Genomic DNA, 22,886 nt, shown 5'->3' with positions numbered 1-22,886 from the left:
GGAGAAGAAGCGCAGATGACCACGGAATCCGTGCTGTCCGTTCCGCGCCTCGGCGAAGGGATCGTCGAGGTGCGCATCGTCCGCTTCCTCAAGCGGCCGGGCGACACGGTCGCCAAGGACGAGGTCGTCTACGAGATGGAGCACGACAAGGCGTCCGTCGAGATCGAGTCCCCGGTGGCCGGAACCCTCGAGGCCTGGCTCGTCGAGGTCGGCGACACCGTCCCGATCGGCGGCTCCGTGGGCCGCATCGTGCCGGTGGGGCAGGCCGGTACGGAGACTTCTGGTGGTGCCGGTGGGGAGGTCCCGGCTGTTGCCGGTACGGGTACGGGTACGGGTAGGGGTACGGGTAGGGGTAGGGGCGCCGACCCGGCACCGGACACCGGGGCGCAGGCCCCCGGCGCGTCCGTGCGGGGTGTGCCCGGGCTGCGGCCCGGCGGGACGCGGCGCATTCCTCCGCGCACCCGGGCCCACGCCCGCCGCCTCGGCATCGACGAGAGTCTGCTGCCGAGCGTGCCCGCGCAGGGCAGCAGCCTGATGCCAGCCGATCTGCAGCGGTACATCGCCGCCCGGAGCGGTGACGGGGGAGAGGGCGCGGAGGCCGGGTTCACCGAGGTCGTCCAGTCCGACCGTCAGCGCGCCCTCAACCGGGCGCTGCTCGCCGCCCGCGATCAGGTCGTCCCCGCCGTCGTCTCCGCGCTCGTCGACGAGGAGACACTCCAGGCCGCGCTGCGCCGGCACCGCGGCACCCGCTTCTCGACCGCCTTCCAGGCCTTCGCCCACCACGCGGCCCGCTGCGCGGCGGCGCCCGAGGGTGCCCGGCTGCGCTCGCGCCGGCTCGACCCGGGCACGCTGCGGGTGCACGAGCACGTGGACCTCGGGATCGCCGTGGCCACCGACGAGGCGGATCTCACCGTCGCCGTGGTGCGCGCGGCCGACACCCTCCCGGCCGCCGAGTTCGACGGCCGGTACGCGCAGGCAGTCGAGGAGGCGCTCGGCGGCCGGTCGCAGGCCGACGGCCGCGTCACCCTCCTGCTCTCCCACCTGGGGGACCGGGGGCCGGACCTCGCGGTGCCGGTGGTCGTGCCGCCCGCCGTCGCGACCCTCTTCCTCGGCGGCGTCGACGACACCGGGACCCGCCCCGTGCGCCGGATGGTGCTCGCCTTCGACCACACCGTGCTCAACGGGCGGGACGCGTCCGCCTATCTGGACGCGGTGACCGCGTCCCTCAGGTCGGCCGGCGCGGCCGACGAGACCCCGGAGGCGCCGGTTCGGGTCGTCACGGCCGCGCCGGCCGATGTCCTGGAACGGCTCGTCGACCTGGCGTCCGAGATCCTCGGCCACCGCGTGGACCCCGCGCGCCCGCTCGGCGAGCAGGGACTCGACTCCGCGCGTGCGCTGCTCCTGATCCGCGAGACCCGCACCGCCTTCGGTGTCCCGCTCCCCGCCACCGCCGTCTGGCGCCATCCCACGCTCGAGGCCTTGGCGGAGGTGCTGTCCGAACGGGCCCGAGACGAGCGGACAACCACAACGGAGCAGGCCTCGCAGCAGATTCCGCAGCAGGCCCCGGAACAGGCACCGCCCCAGGACAACGGCACGGGTACGGGCACCTGCTCGGGCACCGCCACTGCGACGGGCACGGGCACGGGCACGGGCACGGGATCGGGATCGGGCACTGCCACCGGCACCGGCACCGGCACCGGCACCGGCACCGGCACCGGCACCGGCGTGGGCCAGGGCACCGGCACGGACACGGGCACGGGCACTGTCACCGCCACGGACACCCGCACCGGCTCCGGCGCCGATGACGCCGTCGCCGTCATCGGTATGGCCTGCCGGGTGCCGGGTGCGGCGGATGCCGAGGAGTTCTGGCGGCTTCTGAGCGCGGGGGAGTGCCGGATCGGGCCGGTCGGGGAGGGACGGCTCGCGGGTGAGGTGCCGGACGGGTTCCGGGCCGGACTGCTCGACCGCATCGACCTGTTCGACGCGGACTTCTTCGACGTCACACCGCGTCAGGCCGCGTCCATGGACCCCCAGCAGCGGGCCCTGCTCGAACTCAGCTGGCACGCCCTGGAGCACGCCGGGCTCGCCCCCGACACCCTCGCCGGCACCCCCGTCGGCGTGTACGCCGCCGCGTGCAGCTACGACTACCGCGAGCAGTTGGTGACCCACGGGCCCGCCGCCGACGGCTACGCCACCACCGGCACCCTCCCCGCGTTCCTTGCCAACCGCATCTCGCACCTGTACGACTTCACCGGCCCCAGCATCACGGTCGACACCGCCTGCTCCGGCGCCCTCACCGCCCTGTCCCTCGCCGAGTCCGCCATCCGCTCCGGCGCGTGCGAGGTCGCGCTCGCGGGCGCCGCGAACCTGCTCAGCAACAGCTTCAACGCCCGCGCCTACCGCCGGGCCGGCATGCTCTCGCCCCAGGGCGGCAGCCGGGTCTTCGACGCGGACGCCGACGGGTTCGTACGCGGTGAGGGCGCCGGATGGCTCGTCCTCAAGTCGCTGCGCCGCGCCCTCGCCGACGGCGACCCCGTGCTCGCCGTCGTGCGCGGCACCGCCGTCAACCACGGGGGCCGCGCCGCCGCGCTGACCGCGCCCAACCCGCGCGCACAGAGCGGACTGATCCGCACCGCGCTCGACCGGGCCGGTCTGAGCGCGGCCGACCTCGGCTACCTCGAGGCCCACGGCACCGGCACCCCGCTCGGCGACCCCATCGAACTGGACGCCTTCCGCGAAGTGCTCGACGCCGGACCGCAGGGCATGCCCGAGCGCGCCGCGGGGCCCGAGGGCCGCGTCTGGGTCGGCTCGGCCAAGGCCAACATCGGCCACCTGGAAGGCGCGTCCGGCCTGGCCGGAGTCATCAAGGCGGTCCAGGTCCTGCGGCACGGACTCATCCCCGGCACGCCCGGCTTCACCCGCCTCAACCCGCACATCGAGCTCGACGGAACCCCGGTCCGGGTCGCCGCGCAGCCGGTGCCCTGGCCGGCCGGGACCGGTGGCGTACCGCGCCGCGCGGCGGTGAGCGCCTTCGGGTTCGGCGGCAGCAACGCCCACGTCGTCCTGGAGGAGGCGCCGCCGCTCCACGGCACGCCCACTCAGGGCGGCGGCCCGTTCGCCGTGCCGCTGTCCGCGGCGACGCCGGGCTCGCTGACCCGGCTCGCCGCGAGCCTCGCCGAACTGGCCGCCGGGGCGTCGGCGCCCACGCTCGACGCGATCGCCTGGACGCTCCAGTCCGGCCGCAGGCACCTCGCGCACCGCGCCCTGTTCGTCGTCCGCGACCAGGCCGAACTCGCCTGCGCAGCCCAGGAGTTCGCTACTCATGGCGAGCACGAGGAGCCCGCCGATCCCTGGCTGCGCGACTGGCTCCGGGGCGCGGACACGAGCCTCGCGGACTGGGCCGCGCGCCTGCCCGACGGGCCGCGCCCGCGCCGCGTGCCGCTCGTGCCGTACCCCTTCGAACACGCCTCCCACTGGCTGCCCGGCACGGACGGCTCTGCGGACGGCTATGTCGTGCACGCCGGCGATCCGCTGGCCGAGCACCGGGTCGGCGGCGTCGCCACGCTCCCGGGCGCGGCCCTGATCGACGCGCTCGCCGAGGGCGGCCCGGTCGCACTGCGGCACCTGCGCTTCCTGCGGCCGGTGCCCGTGCCCGCTGAGGGCTCCGTGCGGCTGCTGCGCGGCAGCGCGGAGACGGGCGGCACCGCCCGGGTCACCGTCGAGCACGCCGGTACCACCGTCGCCCGCGCCGAGCGCGCCGACGGCCCCGCGGCGCCCCTGCCCGCCCAGGAACTCCACGGTCCGGCCCGGGACATCGACCTGCGCCGCGTGCTGAGCGGGCGCGGCATTGTCACCGGCCCCGTCTACGACGTCGTACGCGAGCTGCGCCGCCAGGGCGAACAGGCCCTGGCCCACCTCGTCGCCCCGGCCGCCCCGGACGCCCGGACCCGGCGCGTGGCCTGGCTGGACGCCGCGCTCCAGACCGCCCTGTCCCTGACGGACGCCCCCGGCCGGCAGGTCGCGGCGGCGGCGGAGCAGGTGGACTGGTCCGGCGCCGTACCGGAGCGGGCGGACCTCCGGGTCGTCCGCACCGCGCAGAGCGCCACGCACACGGTCGTCGACCTGGAAGTGAAGGCCGAGGACCGGACGGTCCTCCGCGTCGCGGGCCTGCGCCTGCACGCCACCGCGTCATCCGGCCCCGTGCCGGTGCCCGGCTCCGGTCCGGCCCGCACGGAAGGACGACCGGGCGAAGACACGCCCGTGCCCGAACCTGCGCGTGCCGACGACCGACCGGGCGGCGACGTTCGCGTGCTGGTGCCGGAATGGCACGTCGAAGCGGCCCCCGCGGACTCCTCGCCCGCCCACGACGTCGTGGTCGTGCACGACGGGGACAGCGCCTGGCTCGCCGGGAGTCCCGGTGTGCGGGCCGTGTCCGCCGACGACCCCGGGCTGGCCGGGGCCGTGCGCGGCGCCGAGCACGTCGCCCTGCTCGTGGACGGCTCCCGTTGGGGCGAGGACGCGGCGGGCGTACGGGCGTTGGGGGACCGGCTCGAAACCCTGCTCACCGTGGCCCGGGCGCACGACGGTGCCCGGCTCACCCTCGTCACCGTAGGACTCACCGCCCCGGACGGCGGCGCGCCGCGGCCCGGAGCGGCGCTTCAGGGCGCCCTGCTCGGTGCCCTGCGGACCCTGCCCCGGGAGATCGAAGGACTCACCGCCGCCGCCGTCGACCTCGACGCGGACGCGGGCCCCGCCGAACTCGCCGCGGCCCTGGCCGAACCCTGCGCCCCGGCCGTACCGCTCGTCGCCCTGCGCGGCGGCCGCCGCCTGCGCCAGATCTACGCCGACCGCCCGGCACCGGCATCCGCCGGCGACGGCGACGGCTTCGTCACGGGCGGGACCTATCTGCTGTTCGGCGGCGCCGGAGGCATCGGAGCAGAAGTGGCCCGCCACCTCGCCCGGCGCTACCAGGCCCGGCTCCTCCTCGTGGGCCGCTCGCCCGCCGACGAGCGGACGGCGGCCCTGCTCGCCGAGCTGTCCGGACTCGGGGCGCGGGCACGGTACTTCAGCGCCGACATCGCCGAGCCCACCGCCGTCGAACGCGCCGTCGCCGCCTGCCGCGCCGCGTTCGGCGCACCGGACGGCGTCGTGCACAGCGTCGGCTCGCTCAGCCCGGCCCGCCTCGACGACCTGCGCCGGGAGGACCTGGACCGGGTCCTCGCGACCAAGGTGACCGCCGTCCTGGCCCTGCGCCGCGCCCTGCGCGAGCGCCCGGCGGGCCGGCCCGCCGCCCTCGTCCTGTTCTCCTCCGCCGCCGGCCTCTTCGGCAGCGTCGGCGGCCTCAACTACTCGGCCGCCAACGCCTTCCTCGGCCACTACGCCACCGCCGTCGACGGCGACACCGCACTCGCCGTGCGCGCCTTCGACTGGGGACTGTGGCGGGACACCGGCCTGGCCCGCCGCTACACCACGCACGTCGCCCGCGAATATCCCGGCATCACCGCATTCGACCCGGAAAGGGGAGTGGCCGCCTTGGAAGCGGGCATGTCCGGCAACCGACCGCAGTCCCTCGTGCTCAGCGGCGAACCGGAGCCGCTGCGCCCGCTCACCGCACCCGCCACCACGGCCTGGGAGAGCGCTAAGGCCGGGGAGAGCACGGGCGCCGGGGAGAGCACGGACCCCGCACGCCGGCTCGACACGTACGCGCGCGGCGCGCTCGCCCACCGGATGACGGAACTCGGTCTCGCGCCGGCGCTCGCCGCGCGGCCCGCGACCGTCACGGAGACCGCGTCCACGCTCCTCGGCATCGTCCCCGAGCACCGCAGGCTCCTCGCCGCCGTCCTCGAACTCCTCACCGAGCACGCCGAGGCGGGAGCACCCGTGCCCACCCGCGCGGAGCTGGACCGCACCCGCGACCGCCTGCTCGCCGCCCACCCCGACCTGGCCGGGCACCTCACCCTGCTCGACCGCACCCTGGAGTCGTACGGGCCCGTCCTGCGGGGCGAACTGCCCGCCACGGCCGTCCTGTTCCCCGGCGGCGACCTCAGCGGGGTCACCGCCGTCTACAGCGGCAACCAGCTCTTCGACCCGGTCAACGCCGCGGCCGCCGAAGCCCTCGCCGAGGGCGCCGCCGCGCTGCGCGCACCGAGGATCCTGGAGATCGGCGCGGGCGTCGGCGGCACCACCACCGCCGCGCTGGCCGCCCTGGACGCACGCGGGGTGCGGGACGCCTACTACACGTACACCGACGTCTCGCCGGCCTTCCTCCAGCACGGCCGCCGCCGGTTCGGCGACCGCGTGACGCCGCGCCTGCTCGACATCGAGAAGAACCCGGAGCCCCAGGGCTTCCCGGCCGCCGCCGTCGATCTCGTCGTCGCCAGCAACGTCATCCACGCGACCCGCGACCTGTCCCGCACCCTGGACCACATCGGCCGGCTGCTCGCGCCCGGCGGCCGCCTGCTCCTCGCCGAGATGGTCGCCCCCGCGGCCGTCTACACCCTCACCTTCGGCCTGACGGACGGCTGGTGGCGGTACGTCGACACCGACCGGCGCATGCCGCACGGCCCGCTCCTCGACGTGCCGCGCTGGCGCGCGCTGCTCGAGGAGCACGGGTGGCGGCTCACCGGCGTCGACCGGCTGCGGGACGTGCCGGGCTGCGTGGCCCTGCTGACCTGCCTGCCGCCCGGCGCCGAGGTGCCCGGGACGCTCGAGACGCTCGGCACGGAGCCCGCGACCGCGGACATCGCCGAGGGGCTGCGGGCCGTCGTGCGTGATCTGCTCGGCGATCCCGGCGCGGAGGTGCCCGGCTATCTGCCCTGGCAGGAGCTGGGTGTCGACTCCCTGCTGAACATGGAGCTGGTCGAGGCGGTGTCGCGCCGGTACGGCCCGGTGACCGCGACAGCCCTGTTCGAGCACCGGACCGTGGACGAGCTGGCCGGGATGCTGGCGGCGCGCGGGACGGCGGGTCCCGGTCGAGTGGCCGAGCGCGCCGCAGAGCCCCAGCCCCAGCCCCAGCCGCTGCCGGCGCAGATATCAGGGGACGTCCTGGACGGTCTCCTGGACCTGGTCGGCGAACTCACCGCCCGCGACCGGACCCTGCTCGACCCGGACCGTGACTTCCCGGCGCTCGGCGTGGACTCCCTCCTCAACGAGGAGTTCTGCGAGCGGCTGCGGGCCCGGTTCCCCGAGCGGACCGTCACGTCGACCCTGCTCTTCGAGCACCCGACCCCGAGGGACCTGGCCCGGCACCTGGCCCCGGCGCCGAGCGCGTCCCTGCCGACCCGTACGGAAGCCGACCAGGCCGTACGAGAGGTCGCCCAGCCCCACAGGGCGGCACCGGTGACCCCTGTGGCCGCACCCCCCGAGCGAGCCACGGGCAGCGACGCCATCGCCGTCGTCGGACTCGCCGGACGCTATCCGGGCGCCGCGGACGTCGACGCGTTCTGGGAGCTGCTGGACGCCGGACGCACCCCAGTGCGCGAGGTGCCCGCCGAACGGTGGGACTGGCGCACCGCCCGCACCCTCGGCGGCGGATACGCCCGCTGGGGCTGCTTCGTCGACGGGATCGACGCCTTCGACCCGGCGATGTTCCGGCTCACCCCGCGCGACGCCGCGCTCATGGACCCGCAGGAGCGGCTGTTCCTCGAGATCGCCAAGGAGGCCTTCGAGAACGCCGGTTACGCCCGGCGGAGCCTCGCCGGCAGCCACGGCGGCCCGTCCGTCGCGGTGTTCGCCGGAGTGACCGCCAACAGCCACCTGCTCGTCCAGCGCGACGCCCGTGCCGCGGGCGCCGACAACCCCGAGTACGCGGTCACCGCCGCCGCGTCCGTCGCCAACCGCGTCTCGCACGTCTTCGACCTGAGCGGCCCGAGCCTGACCGTAGACACGATGTGCTCGTCCTCCCTGACCGCCCTGCACCTGGCCTGCCGCACCCTGCAGAACGGCGAGGCGGACCTCGCGCTCGCGGGCGGCGTCAACCTGTACCTGCACCCGGACCGCTTCACCGGCCTGTGCGCCCTCGGGATGCCCTCGCGCGGCGAGCACACCCGGGCGTTCGGCGCGGGCGGCGACGGGTTCGTCCCCGGCGAGGGCGCGGGCGCCGTCGTCCTCAAGCGGCTCGACCGCGCCGAGGCGGACGGCGACACGATCCACGCCGTGATCCGCGGCACCGGCCTCAACCACGGCGGCGGCACGGGCGGCTACACCGTCCCCAACCCGCGCGCCCAGGCCGCGCTCATCGGCGCCACGCTGCGCCGCTCCGGCGTCGACCCGTCGAGCGTCGGCTACCTCGAGGCGCACGGCACCGGCACCGAACTCGGCGACCCCGTCGAACTGCGCGCCCTGGCGCTCGCGTTCGAGGACGCCGGGACCCACGGCCCGCTGCGCGTCGGCTCCGTCAAGTCGAACATCGGCCACGCCGAGGCCGCCGCCGGGATCGCCGGACTGACCAAGACCATCCTGCAACTGCGGCACGCACGCCTCGTACCGACCCTGCACGCCGAACGGCCCAACCCCAAGCTCGGCCTCGACGGCACCGCGCTGCGCATCCAGACGGCCGCCGAACCCTGGAACAGCACCTCCACCTTCACCGGCACCGGCACCGGCACCGGCACCGTTACGCCGCGCCGGGCCGCCGTCAGCTCGTTCGGCGCGGGCGGCTCCAACGCCCACGTAGTCCTGGAGGAGTATCGCGAGGAGTACCGAGAGGACCACAAGGCGGCGGAGCGTGCGGCCGGGCCCGTCCTGATACCCCTCTCCGCACCGGACGCCGGACGCCTGGCCGACACGGCCCGCGCGCTCGCCGCCGCCGTCGACGGCCACTCCCTCGCCGACATCGCCCACACCCTGCACACCGGCCGCGACCACGGTCCCTGCCGGGCCGCCGTCACCGCCCACGACACGGACGAACTGCGCGCCGCGCTGCACGCTCTCGCCGACGGAGCCACCCACCCCGCGCTCCTCACCGACCCGCGGGCGGACGGCGCGGACGACGCAGCACGCGCCTGGGTCGCCGACGCCGCCTGCGCCCCCACGGCAGGCGGGCGGCGCATCCCGCTGCCCGGCACGCCGTTCGCCCGCGTCCGCTGCGCTCTGCCCGAGTCCGGCAGCTCCCCGATGCCGCTCACCGACACCCTGACCGTGCCGGCCGCCCGCACCGTCACCGCACGCCTGGGCGGCGCCTCGCGCTGGGTCGCCGACCACGTCGTGGACGGCGAGCCCCTGCTGCCCGGGGCCTTCCACCCCGAGCTGGTGCACGAGGCGCTGCTCGGCGCGGGCGGCAACCCCTACCGCACCGTCCTGCGCGACCTCGTCTGGCCGCGGCCGGCCGCGGGCCTGCCGATGACCGTCAGCACGGTCCTCGACGAGCCCGACGCCCGCGGCTCGCGGCGCTTCAGGACCTGCGTCGAGGACAACGTCGTGGCCCAGGGCTGGGTCGACCCGGCGCCGGCCCCCGGCGCGGACGGCCCCGTACGGCCCGTCCTCGTCTACCGGACCGCCGAACTCGACGCCCACCTCGGCGCCGGGGACGGCGAGGACTTCTACGGGCTGTTCGCGGCCCACGGATTCGCGTACGGCCCCCTGTACCGCACCGTGCGGCGGGCCGTCGCGCGCGGCGAGGAGGTCACCGCGGAGCTGCGGCTCGACGAGGGCGAGGACCCTGACGGCCGTCACGTGGTGCACCCCGCGCTGCTCGACGGGGCCTGCCAGACGGCCGCGTACCTGCTGCTGCGGGAGGGGTCCGGCGCCGGTCGCACCCTGCGCCCGCTGGCCGTGGAGCGGTTGACGGTCCATCAGCCGACCACCGGCGGCGCCTATGTGCACGCCCGCCGGGTACGCCACGACGCCGCCGCCGGCATCCACGTCTTCGACCTGAACGTCATCGACCCGGTCAGCGGGGACGTCCTCGCCGACGTGACCGGCTTCCGCGTCCTCGTGGACGAGGGGATCCGACCGGCCGCCCCCCGCCCGGCCGCCGCATCCACATCCACCACCGACATCGCGTCCGACCCCGTGCCCGTACGGGGATACGTCACGGACTGGCACCCCGCACCGGCCGGCGCGGCCGGCCCCGACCTCCCGCAGGCACCGCTGTGGGTCGTCGGCACCGGAGCCCCCGGCTGGGACGCACCGGCCGCCGCCACCCTCGGGACGGAGCAGGCCGCCGACGAGGAGACCCTCGCGGAGACCGCCCGGCGCACCGGCCCGCCCGCCGTCGTCCTCGTCGACCTGGCGCACGGCGGCGCGGCCGCGCGCCTCGGAGCCGAACCGCTGTCCCCGGACCAGGTCACGGGGGAGTGGGAGCGGTTCGTGAGCGGCGAACTGGGCCCCGTGTTCCGGCTCCTGCGGGCGTTCGTCCGCAGCCGCGCCCTGGACGGTGCCCGCGTCCTGCTGGTCACCCGGGCCGGACGCGACGGCGTCCTCCCGCCCCTGACGCACGCTCTGCACAGCCTGGCGCGGACCGTCGCCGGAGAGACGGGCCGGTTCACGGTGCGTCTGGTGACCCTCGACGGGGCCGCCGCCCCCACGGACATCACGGAGCTGCTCGCCGAGGCCGCACGGCCCGCCGCGGGCGCCGACTGGGTCCGGCTGGGCGGCGCCGGGCGCAGGGCGTCCGTCCTGCGTCCGCTCACCGGGTCGGCCTTCACCGCCCCGGACACGGCGTGCCCGCCCCTGCGGCCCGAAGGCGCCTACCTCGTCACCGGCGGGCTCGGCGGACTCGGCCGCCACGTCGCCGCCGACATCCTGGCCCGTACGCCGGGTGCCCGCCTGGTGCTCGTGGGACGTTCGGAGCCGGACGCCGCGGCTCTGAAGGAACTGAGCCGGGCCGGCGCCGTCACGTACCGCCGCTGCGACGTCGCCGACGCCGACGACGTGGCCGCGCTCGGGCACTGGCTCGCCCAGGAGGGCATACGGTTGCGCGGCGTCGTGCACACGGCCGGCGTCCTCCGCGACGGATTCCTGCGCGGCAAGACGGCCGAGACCGTCGAGGAGGTGTGCCGGGCCAAGGTCCTCGGCGCCCTGCGCCTGGACGCGGCCCTCGCCGACCACCCCCTCGACTTCTTCGTCCTCGCCTCGTCCCTCGCCGCCCTCGTCGGCAACCAGGGCCAGTCCGACTACGCCTTCGCCAACGGCTTCCTCGACGGCTTCGCCGCCTGCCGCACGGCGACCGGCCGGCCCGGCCGCACCCTGTCCGTCGGCTGGCCCGTCCTCGCGGACGCGGGCATGGCCCCGCAACCCGACACCCTCGCCTACCTGTCCGACACGTACGGCCTGCGCCCCGTCGGCACCCGGGCGGCCCTGAGTCGCGTATGGCCCCTGCTCGCCCCGGACACCGCCACGCCCTACGCGGCCCTGGCGGCCGGCGACCTCACCGCGTGGGAAGCGGCCGTGGGCGTACGCACGGAGCCGACACCGGTGCCCGACTCTCCGCCCACGTCCGCCCGGCCCGAGCCCACCCCCGTACCGCAGTCGTCCCCCGGCGGCCCCGAGCAGGGCGCGCTGCGGTGGATCACCGGGCGGGTCGCGCAGACCCTCGGGCGTGGTGCCGGGGACCTCGAGCTCGACCCCGATCTTCCGCTCGCCGACCACGGGCTGGACTCCATCGCCCTGATGCGGCTGGCCCGGATCCTGGAGGACGATCTCGGCCGGGTGCCGCTGCCGCTGCTGCTGGACAGCACCGGGCTGCGGGACCTGACCAGGCGTCTGCTGGACTCGCGCGGCGCCCAGTTGACGGCCCTCGCCGCCGAGGGAGCCGCCACCGTCGCCGCCCCGGTCACCCCGGTCGTCGACGCCACGTTCCCGGCCCCGCTGCCCGACCGGCTCGTCGGCATGTGGGCCGCGGACCAGGCCGCCGCCCCGCACACCCCGTACAACATCTCGCTGTCCTGGCGGCTGCCCGAGGGCGCCGACCGCGAGGCCGTGCGCGCCGCCGTGGCGGATCTCGTGCGGCGCCACCCCCTGCTCGGCTGCTGCGTGCGCACCCACAACGGAAGCCCCGCGTTCGTCCCCGCGCCGGACGCCCCCGCGCTCGTCACCCGGATCGTCGACGGCGACGCGCTGGAGCGGGCCGTCGCCGAGGAGGGGGACCGCAGGCTGCGCACCTCCGCCGAACCGCTGCTGCGGGCCGTGCTGTGGGAGGTCGCGGGGGAGCGCCCCGTCCTTCAGCTCACTACGCACCACATCGCCGTGGACGGCCGCTCCGCCGACCTGCTGCGCCGCGACATCACCGCCCTGTACGCGGCCCACGTGCGCGGCGTGCCCGCCGAACTGCCCGAGCCGGGCTCGCCGGCGGCGGCGCTGCGCGGCGAACGTGACGGCGCCGAGCCCGCCGTGTGGGCCGAGGCCGAACGCCACTGGAGCACCCGCCTGGCCGACGGCACCCCCGCCGGTGTCCTCTTCCCCGGCGGCGGTGAGCAGGCCGGACCGGCCGGAGCCCACCGCGAGTACACGCTGCCCGGCAGCCTGACCGCCGCCCTCGGCGAGCTCGCGCGGGCCGCGGACGTGCCCCGGTTCACCGCGTGGCTCGGCGCGTTCGCCCTCTCCCTGACGCGGGCCACCGGCCGGCGTTCCTTCCTGGTGGCCGTGCCCACCTACGGGCGCTCCTCCGCGCAGGACGAGGCGACCGTCGGCTGCTTCGTGAACACGGTCCCCGTACGCGTCGACCTCGACCCCGCGCTCGACCCCGCCGCCTGGCTGCGCACCCTCGGCCGGTCCGTCCGCGAGGCCCTCGCCCACGCGGCGCTGCCCTACCCGCGGTTCGCCGCCCTGTGCCGTGCCGCGCACGGCGACGACGCCCTGCCCACCGTCACGCTCGCCTACCAGAACTGGGAGCGGGCCGACGAGCCCGCGCCCGCCGGCTGGGAGCCGGTCCACCGGCGCGGCCAGCAGGGCCACTTCGACCTCGGCCTCGAGATCACCGACACCCCCGACGGCACCGAGATCCTCGCCAACCACCGCACCGCCGTCCTCGACGGCGCCGGCGTGGACCGGTTCGTGGAGGACCTGCGCCGCACCGCCGTCGACCTCGCGACCGCCGCCCGCGCCACGACCGGCACCTCGGTCGGCGACCTGCTCGATCCGGCCGCGGGCACTCTCGTGACCCGTTTCGCCGCGACCGTCCGCCGCTGCCCGGACGCGACCGCCGTCGAGGACCACGACGAGCGCCTCAGCTACGCCGAACTCGACGCCCTGTCCGACACCGTCGCCCGCCGCGTCGACGCGGCGGCGCAGCCGGGCGAGCCCGTCGCGGTCCTGATGCACCGCTCCGCACGGCTGCCCGCCGTCCTGCTCGGCATCCTCAAGAGCGGCCGCCCCTACGTCCCGCTGGACGACTCCTACCCCAGCGAACGGCTGTCCCTGGTCGTCGAGGGCGCGGGCTGCACCGTCGCCGTCGCCGACCGGGACCTGACCTGGCTGCTGCCCGGACGCCTCACGACCCTCGACCCCGCGGACCTGCGCGGCGACACCGGCACCGACACCATTACCGGCACCCCCGCCGGGAGCCCGCCCGCGCCCACCGATCTCGCGTACCTGATGTTCACCTCCGGCAGCACCGGCAGGCCGAAGGGCGTCGGTGTCACCCACGGCAACGTCGTCCACACCCTGGAAGCCATCGCGGCGACCGTCGGCATCGACGAGCGCGACCCGGCCCGGCTCCTCGCCGTCACCACCGTCTGCTTCGACATCTCGGTCCTCGAACTGTTCCTGCCGCTCCTGACCGGCGGCACCGTCGTGGTCGCCGAACGCACCGACGTCGTCGACGCCCGCCGCCTCGCCCGCCTCATCGAGTCCCGCGGCATCACCGCGATGCAGGCCACCCCGGCCGGCTGGCAACTCCTCGTGGAGGGCGGCTGGAACGGCGCGGCCGGACTCGTCGCGCTCTGCGGCGGCGAGGCGCTGCCGGGCAGTCTCGCCACCGCCCTCGCCGCCCGCACGGGCAGCCTGTGGAACGTCTACGGCCCCACCGAGGCCACCATCTGGTCCACCCTCGCCCGTGTCACCGATGACGGCCCCGTCCACCTGGGCGAGCCGATCGGCGCGACGGAACTCGTCCTCACCGAGGTCGACGGTCGCCGGCCCCCGGCGCCGGGGCAGCCCGGCGAACTGTGGATCGGCGGAGCGGGCGTGGCCCAGGGCTACTGGCAGCAGCCCGCGCTCACCGCCGAGCGCTTCACCGGCCATCCGGTCCGCGCCACCGGCGGCGGCCGCTGGTTCCGCACCGGGGACCTGGTCCGGCGGGACGAGGCGGGGCGCCTGCTCTTCCTCGGCCGCGCCGACAGCCAGGTCAAGATCCGCGGCCACCGCATCGAACTCGGCGAGATCGAGGCCGTGCTGAGCGCCCACCCGGCGCTCGCCCGCGTCGTCCTCGCGGTGCGGGGCGAAGGCCCCTCGGCCCGGCTCCTCGTCATCGCCGTGCCCCGCGCCGGCAGCCCGCTGCCCGACCTCGCCGCCCTGCGCGAGTTCGCCTCGGCGAGCCTGCCGCCGTGGATGCTGCCCGACCGGCTCGTCGCGGCCGAGGAACTGCCGCTCACGCCCAACGGAAAGGTCGACCGCAAGGAGGCCGTCCGGCTGGCCGCGCAGGAGAACCTGGCCGCGCAGGAGACTCCGGCCGCGCCGACTCCCGGAACGCCCCCGGAACAGGCTCCCGGGACGGCCACGGTGAGCACCGACGCACTGCGCGCCGAAGTCCTCGACCTGTGGCGCGAGTTGCTGGAGACGGACCACGTCCCCACCGACCGCAGGTTCTTCGACCTCGGCGGCAACTCCCTGCTGCTCGGCCAGTTGTTCGCCCGGCTCGACGCGGCCCACCCGGACACCGGCCTCGAACTCGCCGACCTGTTCGCCCGGCCCACCGTCGACGACCTCGTCGGCCTGCTCGCCGGACGCCTCGGCGCCACCGCCCCCTCCGCGCCCAGCGCACCCGCCGCCGCCCCCGACCGACCTTCCCGCCGTGAGCTGCGGCGCGCGTTCCGACTCGGAGACGAACGATGACCCACGACGCCACCGGAATCGACCCCAACGCCATCGCCGTCGTCGGCATGGCCTGCCGGTTCGGGCCCGCGACCTCCGTCGGCCGGCTCTGGCAGCTGCTCGACGAGGGACGCTCCGGCATCCGGCGCCACACCGACGCCGAGCTGATCGCCCTCGGACACGACCCCGCCACCCTGGCCCGCGAGGAGTTCGTGCCCGCCGGCGTCGTCCTCGAGGACGCGGACGCCTTCGACGCCGAGTTCTTCGGCTACAGCGCCCAGCACGCCGAATGGCTGGACCCGCAGCAGCGGCTGCTCCTGGAGGTCGCCTGGCACGGCCTGGAGGACGCGGGCTTCGCCCCCGACCGCACCGGGCTGCGCACCGCCGCCTACGTCTCCGTCGGCCAGCCGACCCTTCCGCCGGTCGGCATCACGGAGCTCGACGCCGCCGGCATGATCCGCTTCTCGTCGTCCGACAAGGACTTCGCGGCGACCCGCGTCTCCTACAAGCTCGGCCTCACCGGTCCCAGCCTGACCGTGCAGACCGCCTGCTCCAGCGGGCTCGTCGGCCTGCACCTGGCCGCGGAGAGCCTGCTCGGCCACGAGTGCGACCTCGCTGTCGTGGCCGCCGCGTCCCTGCACTTCCCGCAGGCCGGATACCTGGCCGCGCCCGGCATGATCCTCTCCCCGACGGGCGAGTGCCGCCCCTTCGACGACACCGCCGACGGCACCCTCTTCGGCAACGGCGGCGGCGCCCTCGTGCTGCGCCGCCTCGCCGACGCCGTGCGCGACGGCGACCCCGTGCGGGCCGTGCTGCGCGGCAGCGCCGTCAACAACGACGGCGGCCGCAAGATGGACTACCACGCGCCCTCCCCCGAGGGGCAGGAAGCCGTGATCCGCGAGGCCCTGGCCGTCTCGGGCACCGACCCGCACTCGGTCGGCTACCTGGAGACCCACGGCACCGGCACCCACCTGGGCGACCCGGTCGAGTTCGCCGCGCTGGAGCGGGTCTACGGCGGCGAACGCCCGCACCCCGCCGCGCTCGGCTCCGTCAAGTCGGTCCTCGGCCACCTCAACACGGCCGCCGGCATCGCGGGCGTCGTCAAGGCCGTCCTGGCCCTGGAGCACGGCACCGTGCCGGTCCAGTCCCCGTACTCCACACCCAACCGCGCGCTGCGCGGGGCCGGGGGACTGCGTGTCGCCGACGCGGACCTCGTCTCCGGCGGCTGGCCCGTGCCCGACGGGCCGCGCCGCGCCGCCGTCAGCTCCTTCGGCATCGGCGGCACCAACGCCCACGTCGTCCTCGAACAGGCCCCGCCGGCTCCGCGATCCGAGGCGCCGAGCACCGACGGGTACGGGTACGGGGACGGCGATGGGGACGGCGACGCGCGGTGGTGCGTCCTGTCCGCCCACACCGACACCGCGCTGCGCGCCCTCGCCGGTGAACTCGCCGACGCCGTCACGCAGTACCCCCTCACCGACGTGGCGCACACCCTGCGCACGGGCCGCAGCACCCGCCGCGTGCGCGCCGCCCTCCCCGCCGCGTCCACGACCGAACTCGCCGACACCCTACGGAAGCTGGCCGCCGGCGCGGAGCCGGTTGCGCCCGACGCACCCGAGGCCTACCGGGCCTGGGCCGAAGGCACCGGCGAACTGCCGGAAGCCGACGCGGACGCCCCGGCGGGCCGCCGGGTCCGGCTGCCCGGCTATCCGTTCGCCCGCACGCTCTGGCCCCGGCCCGGCGCCGCCCCCACCCGCACCGTGCGGCCCGAGGACCCGGTCGCCGCGGACCACGTCGTGGCGGGCCGCCCGGTGCTGCCCGCCGCCGCCCAGCTCGACCTCGCCCTCACCGCGGCCCGCCGCACCGACCCCGCCGCATCCGGCCTCGCCGACATCGCCTTCCACCGGCCGGTCGAGGTCACCGCCCCCGTGACCCTGACCGCCGTCGTCACCGGCGAGAGCGTGCGCGTCCTGTCCGACACCGAGCACGCCGAGGCCCGCCCCACGACCGGCGCCCCGCCGGCCCCCGCCCCGCTCGACCTCACCGCCCTGCGCGCCGCCTTCCCCGACACGGCCGAACCGGCGGACCTGTACCGGTACTTCGCCGAGCACGGCGTCACCTACGGCCCGGCCTTCCAGGTGCTGCGCGAACTGCGCCACGGCAGCGAGGGCGCCCTCGCCCGCATCGCCGCCGACGGCCCCTCCGGCGGCGACACCCTGTGCCCGTACGTCCTGGACGGCGCCCTGCAGACCGTCATCGGCTGCGTGCTGCGCGAGGACCTCGACGGCGAGACGTTCATCCCCTTCGCCGTCGACGCCCTGACCTCGCACGCCCCGCTGCCGCGCGAGGCCTGGGTGCGGGTGCGGCCCGTGCGGCTGGCCGGCGGCGGGCGCCGGGTGCGCAAGTACGACGTGACGGTCGCGGGCCCGGACGGAAACGTCGTCCTCACCCTGGACGGCCTGGCCCTGCGCCCCGTACCGCGTACGGACGGCTCCTCCTCCGCGCCCCGTGAACTGCCCGACGGAATCCACCTGTTCGCGCCCGCGAGCATCCCGTTCGAGGTGTCCCCGCAGGACCGCCTCGACGCCCCGCTCGTCGTCATCGGCGACACTCCCCTCGAAGGGGCCGCCGTACGGCTGCCCGACCCCGAGGACGCCGAGCAGGCCGCCGCCACCGGCGCCGAGCTCGTCGCCCGGCTGGGCGAGGGCACCGCCGCCCCCGTCGTGGTGTGGCCGCTCCAGCGGGCCGCCACCGGGTCCCCGGCCGACGCCCTGCGCCTGCTCGCCCTCCTCAAGGCCCTGCTGCGCCCGCTCTCCCGGCGCGGCGCCAAGATCCTCGTCCCGCACCCCGCCGACGCCCTCGACGACGCGGCGGCCGTCACCGGACACGGCGTCGCCGCCCTGGGCCGCTCCCTCGCCGGGGAGAACCCGCGCTTCGAGGTGACCGCGCTCGCGCTCGACACCGAGGCAGGACCCGACGCGCTCGCGTCCGCCGTCCGCGCCGCCGTCACCCGGGCCCCCGAGGCCCGCCGGCTCGGCGTCGCCCGCGACGGCACCCTCACCACCTCCGTACTGCGCCCCACCGCCCTTCCGGCCGGTGGCCGCGCCCCGTTCCGCGACGGCGGCCGGTACTGGATCAACGGCATGGGCGGCCTCGCCACCCTGCTCGCCCGCCACCTGCTCGACACCCGTGCCGCGCACCTCGTCCTCACCGGCCGGTCCGCCGCGACCGGAGAGCGCGGAGCGGAGATCGACCGGCTCGCCGAACATGCCGCGCGCGTCGGCGGATCGGTCACGTACCACCGGCTCGACAGCACTGACGCGGCCGCCGTCGGCACCCGCGCGGAGCGGATCAGGGCCGAAGGCCCGGTCCACGGCGTGCTGCACTGCGCGGGCGTCCTGCGCGACGCCTACGTGCTGCGCAAGGAGACCACCGACGCCGCCGACGTGATCGCGGCCAAGCTGACCGCCGCGACCGCGCTCGACGCCGCCACCGCCGACTGGCCGCTGGACTTCTTCGTCGTCTACTCCTCCGTCTCCGGAGCGCTCGGCAGCCCCGGACAGGCCGACTACGCGTTCGCCAACGCGGCCGCCGACGGGTTCGTCGCCCGCCGCGCGCGCCTCGCCAAGTCCGCGTCCCGCAGCGGCCGTTCCCTCTCCGTCAGCTGGCCGTACTGGGCCGAGGGCGGCATGCGGACCGGCCCGGACGCCGAGCAGGAACTCGCCGCGCTCGGTATGCGCCCGATGCCCACCGCCACCGGGACCGCCGTCCTCGAAGCCCTGCTCGGCGCGCCCGGGCGGGACGGCGAGGAGAGCGCGCCGGTCGTGCTGTACGGGGACCTGGACCGGCTGCGGGAGGCGTTCGCACTGCTCGACCCGGAACCGGCCGCCGGGCCCGAGAAGCCCGAGGCGCCGGTGACACCGGTGACGCCCGTGGAACCCGGCCCGGTCGCGGCCCCCCTTGCCACGGCCCCGGTCGCCGGACTGCTGGAGGAGCGGCTGCGGGCCGTCGTCGCCGAGGCGACCCGCACGCCCGTCGAACAGGTCACCCCCGACCGGCCCTTCGACGACCTGGGCATCGACTCGCTCCTCGCCATCCGCGTCGTGGAACTCCTGGCCGCCGACTTCGGCCGGCTCTCCAAGACGCTCCTGTTCGAGTGCCGCACGGTCGCCGAGCTCGCCGAGCACCTCGCCGAGGAGTTCCCCGAACGCTGCGCCGAACTCACCGGCGCGGACCGGCCCGAGCCCGCCCCGGCCGTAGCCGAACCGCCCGCCTCCTCCACCGCGCCGCTCGACGCGAGCGCCCGCGTCCAGGCCGCTCCCCGGTCCGCACCGGCCGCCGCGCACGAAGCCGTCGACCCCCGCGCCGTCGCGATCATCGGCGTCGCCGGACGGTTCCCCGAGGCCGACGGACTCGACGCGTTCTGGGACAACCTCGTCGCCGGGCGCGACAGCATCACCGAGGTACCCCGCGAACGCTGGGACGCCGAGGCCCTCTACGACCCCGACAAGACCCGCGTCGACCGCACCTACACCAAGTGGGGCGGCTTCGTGAAGGGCGTCGAGAACTTCGACGCGCCGCTGTTCAGCATCTCCCCGCGCGAGGCCGGCACCGTCGACCCGCAGTCCCGGCTCTTCCTCGAGTCCTGCTGGGCCGCCCTCGACGACGCCGGATACACCCCCGACACCCTCGTCACCGGCGGCGACCCCGTGCACCGCAAGGACGTCGGCGTCTTCGTCGGCGCCATGTACGGCGAGTACCAGCTCCACGAGGCGGAGGAACGGCTGCGCGGCAACCACGTGCTCGCCAACAGCGCCTACTGGTCCATCGCCAACCGCGTCTCCTACTTCTTCGACTTCCAGGGCCCGAGCACCGCCGTCGACACCGCCTGCTCCTCCGCCCTCACCGCGATCCACCTCGCGGTCGAGTCGCTGCGCGCCGGCAGCTCGAAGGTCGCCATCGCGGGCGGCGTCAACGTCCTGATCCACCCCAACAAGTACTTCATGCTGGGCCAGGGCCGCTTCGCCGCGAGCGACGGCCGCTGCCGCAGCTTCGGCGCGGGCGGCGACGGCTACGTACCGGGCGAGGGCGTCGGCGCGTTCGTCCTCAAACCGCTCGCCGACGCCCTGCGCGACGGCGACCACGTCCACGGCGTGATCCGCGGCACGTCCGTGAACCACGGCGGCCGCACCAACGGCTACACCGTGCCCAACCCGCGCGCCCAGGCCGACCTCGTCACCAAGGCCCTGCGCGACGCCGGGCTGAGCGCCGGCGACCTCGACTACGTGGAGACCCACGGCACCGGCACCGCGCTCGGCGACCCCATCGAGATCCGGGGCCTCGCCTCCGCGTTCTCCCGCGACGGCGTCAAGGGGCCCGGAGACCTGCCGATCGGCTCGGTGAAGTCCAACGTCGGGCACCTCGAGTCGGCGGCGGGCGCCGTCGCGCTCGCCAAGGTCCTGCTCCAGATGCGGCACCGCACGCTCGTGCCCTCGCTGCACGCCACCCCCGCGAACCCCGAGATCGACTTCGACCGCGTGCCGTTCACCGTCCAGCAGGACATCGCGCCCTGGACCACCCGCGACGGCACCGACCGGCCGCTGCGCGCCGGCATCAGCTCCTTCGGCGCCGGCGGCGGCAACGCCCACGTCGTCGTCGAGGGACCGCCGGCGCAGGCCGCGCGCTCGGCCGCGGAGTCCGAGCCCGTCGTGGTGTTCCTCTCCGCGCGCACCGACACCGCCCTCGCCGCCTACGCCGGCACGCTGCGCGACGCGCTGAGCGCCGCCGCCGAGCGCGGTGAACCGGTGCGGCCCGCCGACGTCGCCCACACCTTCGCCGCCGGACGCGCCGATCTCCAGCACCGGGCCGCGGTGGCCGCGGGATCGCTGCCGGAACTCCTCGCGGGCCTCGAAGCCGTCGCCGCGGGCCGCCCCCGGCCCTGGCGCCGCACCGAGGTGGCCGCCGACGATCCCGTACGGGCGTGGCTCGACGGAGGCCGCATCGACCGGGTCGCGGTCTGCGGCGCCGGACCGGACGCCCGGCGCGTCCCGCTCCCGCACTACCCCTTCGAACGCGTCCGCTGCTGGTACGACCTCCAGATCGAACGCCTCCACCGCCAGAGCCTCGGCACGGCGTCCCCCACGCCCCCCGAACTCCGCTCCCACCTACGCGACTTCGGCCGCGCGCCACAGCCCGCGGCGCCGACCCCCGAACCGCCCCGCCCCACACCGGTGACCGAACCGGCTTCGGCGGCGCTCCCCGAGCCACCCGCCGATCCGGCCCCCACCCCGGCACCGGACCGGGCTTCCGACCAGGTCCCCGCGTCGGCCCCCACCCCGGCGCCGGACCGGGCTTCCGCGCAGGTGCCTGCATCGGCCGCCGCGCAGGCCCTCTTGCGCGCGGCCTCGCCGGTCGCCGCACGGGCGGCTGAGCCGGCCCCTACGCCGGTGTCGGACAGGGCTTCTGCCCAGGTGTCCGCGTCGGCCGCCGCGCAGGCTCTCCTGCGTGCGGCTTCGCCGGTCGCCGAGCTGGTGGCCGAGCCGACCGCCGTACCGGCCGCCGGTCCGGCTCCCGCGCCGGCGCCGGACCGGGCTCCCGCCCAGGTCCCCGCGTCGGCCGCCGCGCAGGCTCTCCTGCGCGCCGCCTCGCCGGCCCCTGCGCGTGCGGCTTCGCCGGTCGCCGCGACGGTGGCCGCGCCGGCCCCCGAGCCGGCTTCGGTGGCGGTACCCGAGTCGGCCGCTGCACCGGCCACCACTCCGGTGCCTGACCAGGCTTCCGCGCAGGCCCTCTTGCGTGCGGCCTCGCCGGTCGCCGTGCCGGTGGCCGAACCGGCTTCGGCGGCGCTCCCCGAGCCACCCGCCGATCCGGCCCCCACCCCGGCACCGGACCGGGCTTCCGCGCAGGTTCTCTTGCGCTCGGCCTCGCCGGCTGCCGAGCCGGTCGCCGGCTCGGCCGGTACGCCGGTGCCGGACCGGGGTGATGCCCAGGTGTCCGCGCAGGCCCCGGTGGCCCCCGCGCCGGTGACCGTGCAGGCCCCCGCGACCGCCGTGCTCCGGCCGCTGAACGCGGCGCCGACCGTGACGAACACGACCACGCCTCAGGAGGCGTCTCCCATGACCCGAGCCCGCAAGATCTCCCTCCGACCGCTGGGCGGGGCCGTGACCCCGGCACCGGCACCGGTACCGGCCTCTCCGCCGCCGGCGCCGCGGCCCGCGTCCGCCCCGCCCGCCGCCCGCAAGGCGGACCAGGTGGCCGAGGACCTGCGGGACGTGCTCGCCGGGGTCCTCTACATGGAGCCGGCCGACCTCGACCCGGAGCACACGTTCCAGACGCTCGGTGTCGACTCGATCCTCAGCGTCGAGTTCATCGCCCTGGTCAACGCCAGGTTCGGCACCGACCTCAAGGCCACCGAGCTCTACGACCACCCCACGCCGAGCGCGTTCGCCCGCCGGGTCGCCGGGGCGGTCGCCGGGCAGCCGACCGCGCCCGTACCGGCCCCCGCCGCACCCGCCACCACCCCCGCCGACGGCACCCGTTCCGCCGCCGTGCTGGAGACCCTGCGCGAGCAGCTCGCCGAGACCCTCTACTGCGACGTGTGGGACGTCGACGTCGACGCGACCTTCAACGCGCTGGGCCTCGACTCGATCCTCGGCGTCGAGTTCGTCGCGTTCCTCAACAACGCCTACGGCCTCGACGAGAAGGCCGGCGTGCTCTACGACCACCCGAGCCTGACCGCCCTCGCCGCGCACATCGCCGCCCGTTCGACGGACCGCTCGGCGCCCGCCGCCCCGGCCGCCCCCTCCGCCCCGGCGCCCGCGCAGATCAGCGCCGCCGACCTCGACGCCCTGCTCGGTGCCGTCCGCGACAACCGGATGACCGTGGAGCAGGCGCTGTCCCTCCTGCCCCAGCACTCCTGA

The 22,886-nt window shown here is 76.4% G+C and carries 2 protein-coding genes; both read left to right on the top strand.

The features are described 5' to 3' along the window. Positions 1–15 precede the first annotated feature (15 nt). On the top strand, positions 16–14,991 hold the full coding sequence (locus tag ACIBTU_RS35360; protein ID WP_399130788.1) for an amino acid adenylation domain-containing protein: 14,976 nt from the start codon (positions 16–18) through the stop codon (positions 14,989–14,991). Then, positions 14,988–22,886 (top strand): beta-ketoacyl synthase N-terminal-like domain-containing protein, encoded by a 7,899-nt coding sequence (locus ACIBTU_RS35355; protein ID WP_399130787.1) that lies wholly within the window; start codon positions 14,988–14,990, stop codon positions 22,884–22,886. Before ACIBTU_RS35360 ends, ACIBTU_RS35355 begins: the two co-directional genes overlap by 4 nt.

The organism is Streptomyces sp. NPDC050145 (genome assembly GCF_044460245.1).
Taxonomy (GTDB): domain Bacteria; phylum Actinomycetota; class Actinomycetes; order Streptomycetales; family Streptomycetaceae; genus Streptomyces.
The sequence above is the reverse complement of the archived record's forward strand: the minus strand, read 5'-3'. Positions and strand labels throughout refer to the sequence as shown.

Bases quoted from the DNA above. Each gene is read 5' to 3' on its own strand.
- ACIBTU_RS35360 (WP_399130788.1), top strand. From the start codon at position 16: ATGACCACGGAATCCGTGCTGTCCGTTCCGCGCCTCGGCGAAGGGATC.
- ACIBTU_RS35355 (WP_399130787.1), top strand. From the start codon at position 14,988: ATGACCCACGACGCCACCGGAATCGACCCCAACGCCATCGCCGTCGTC.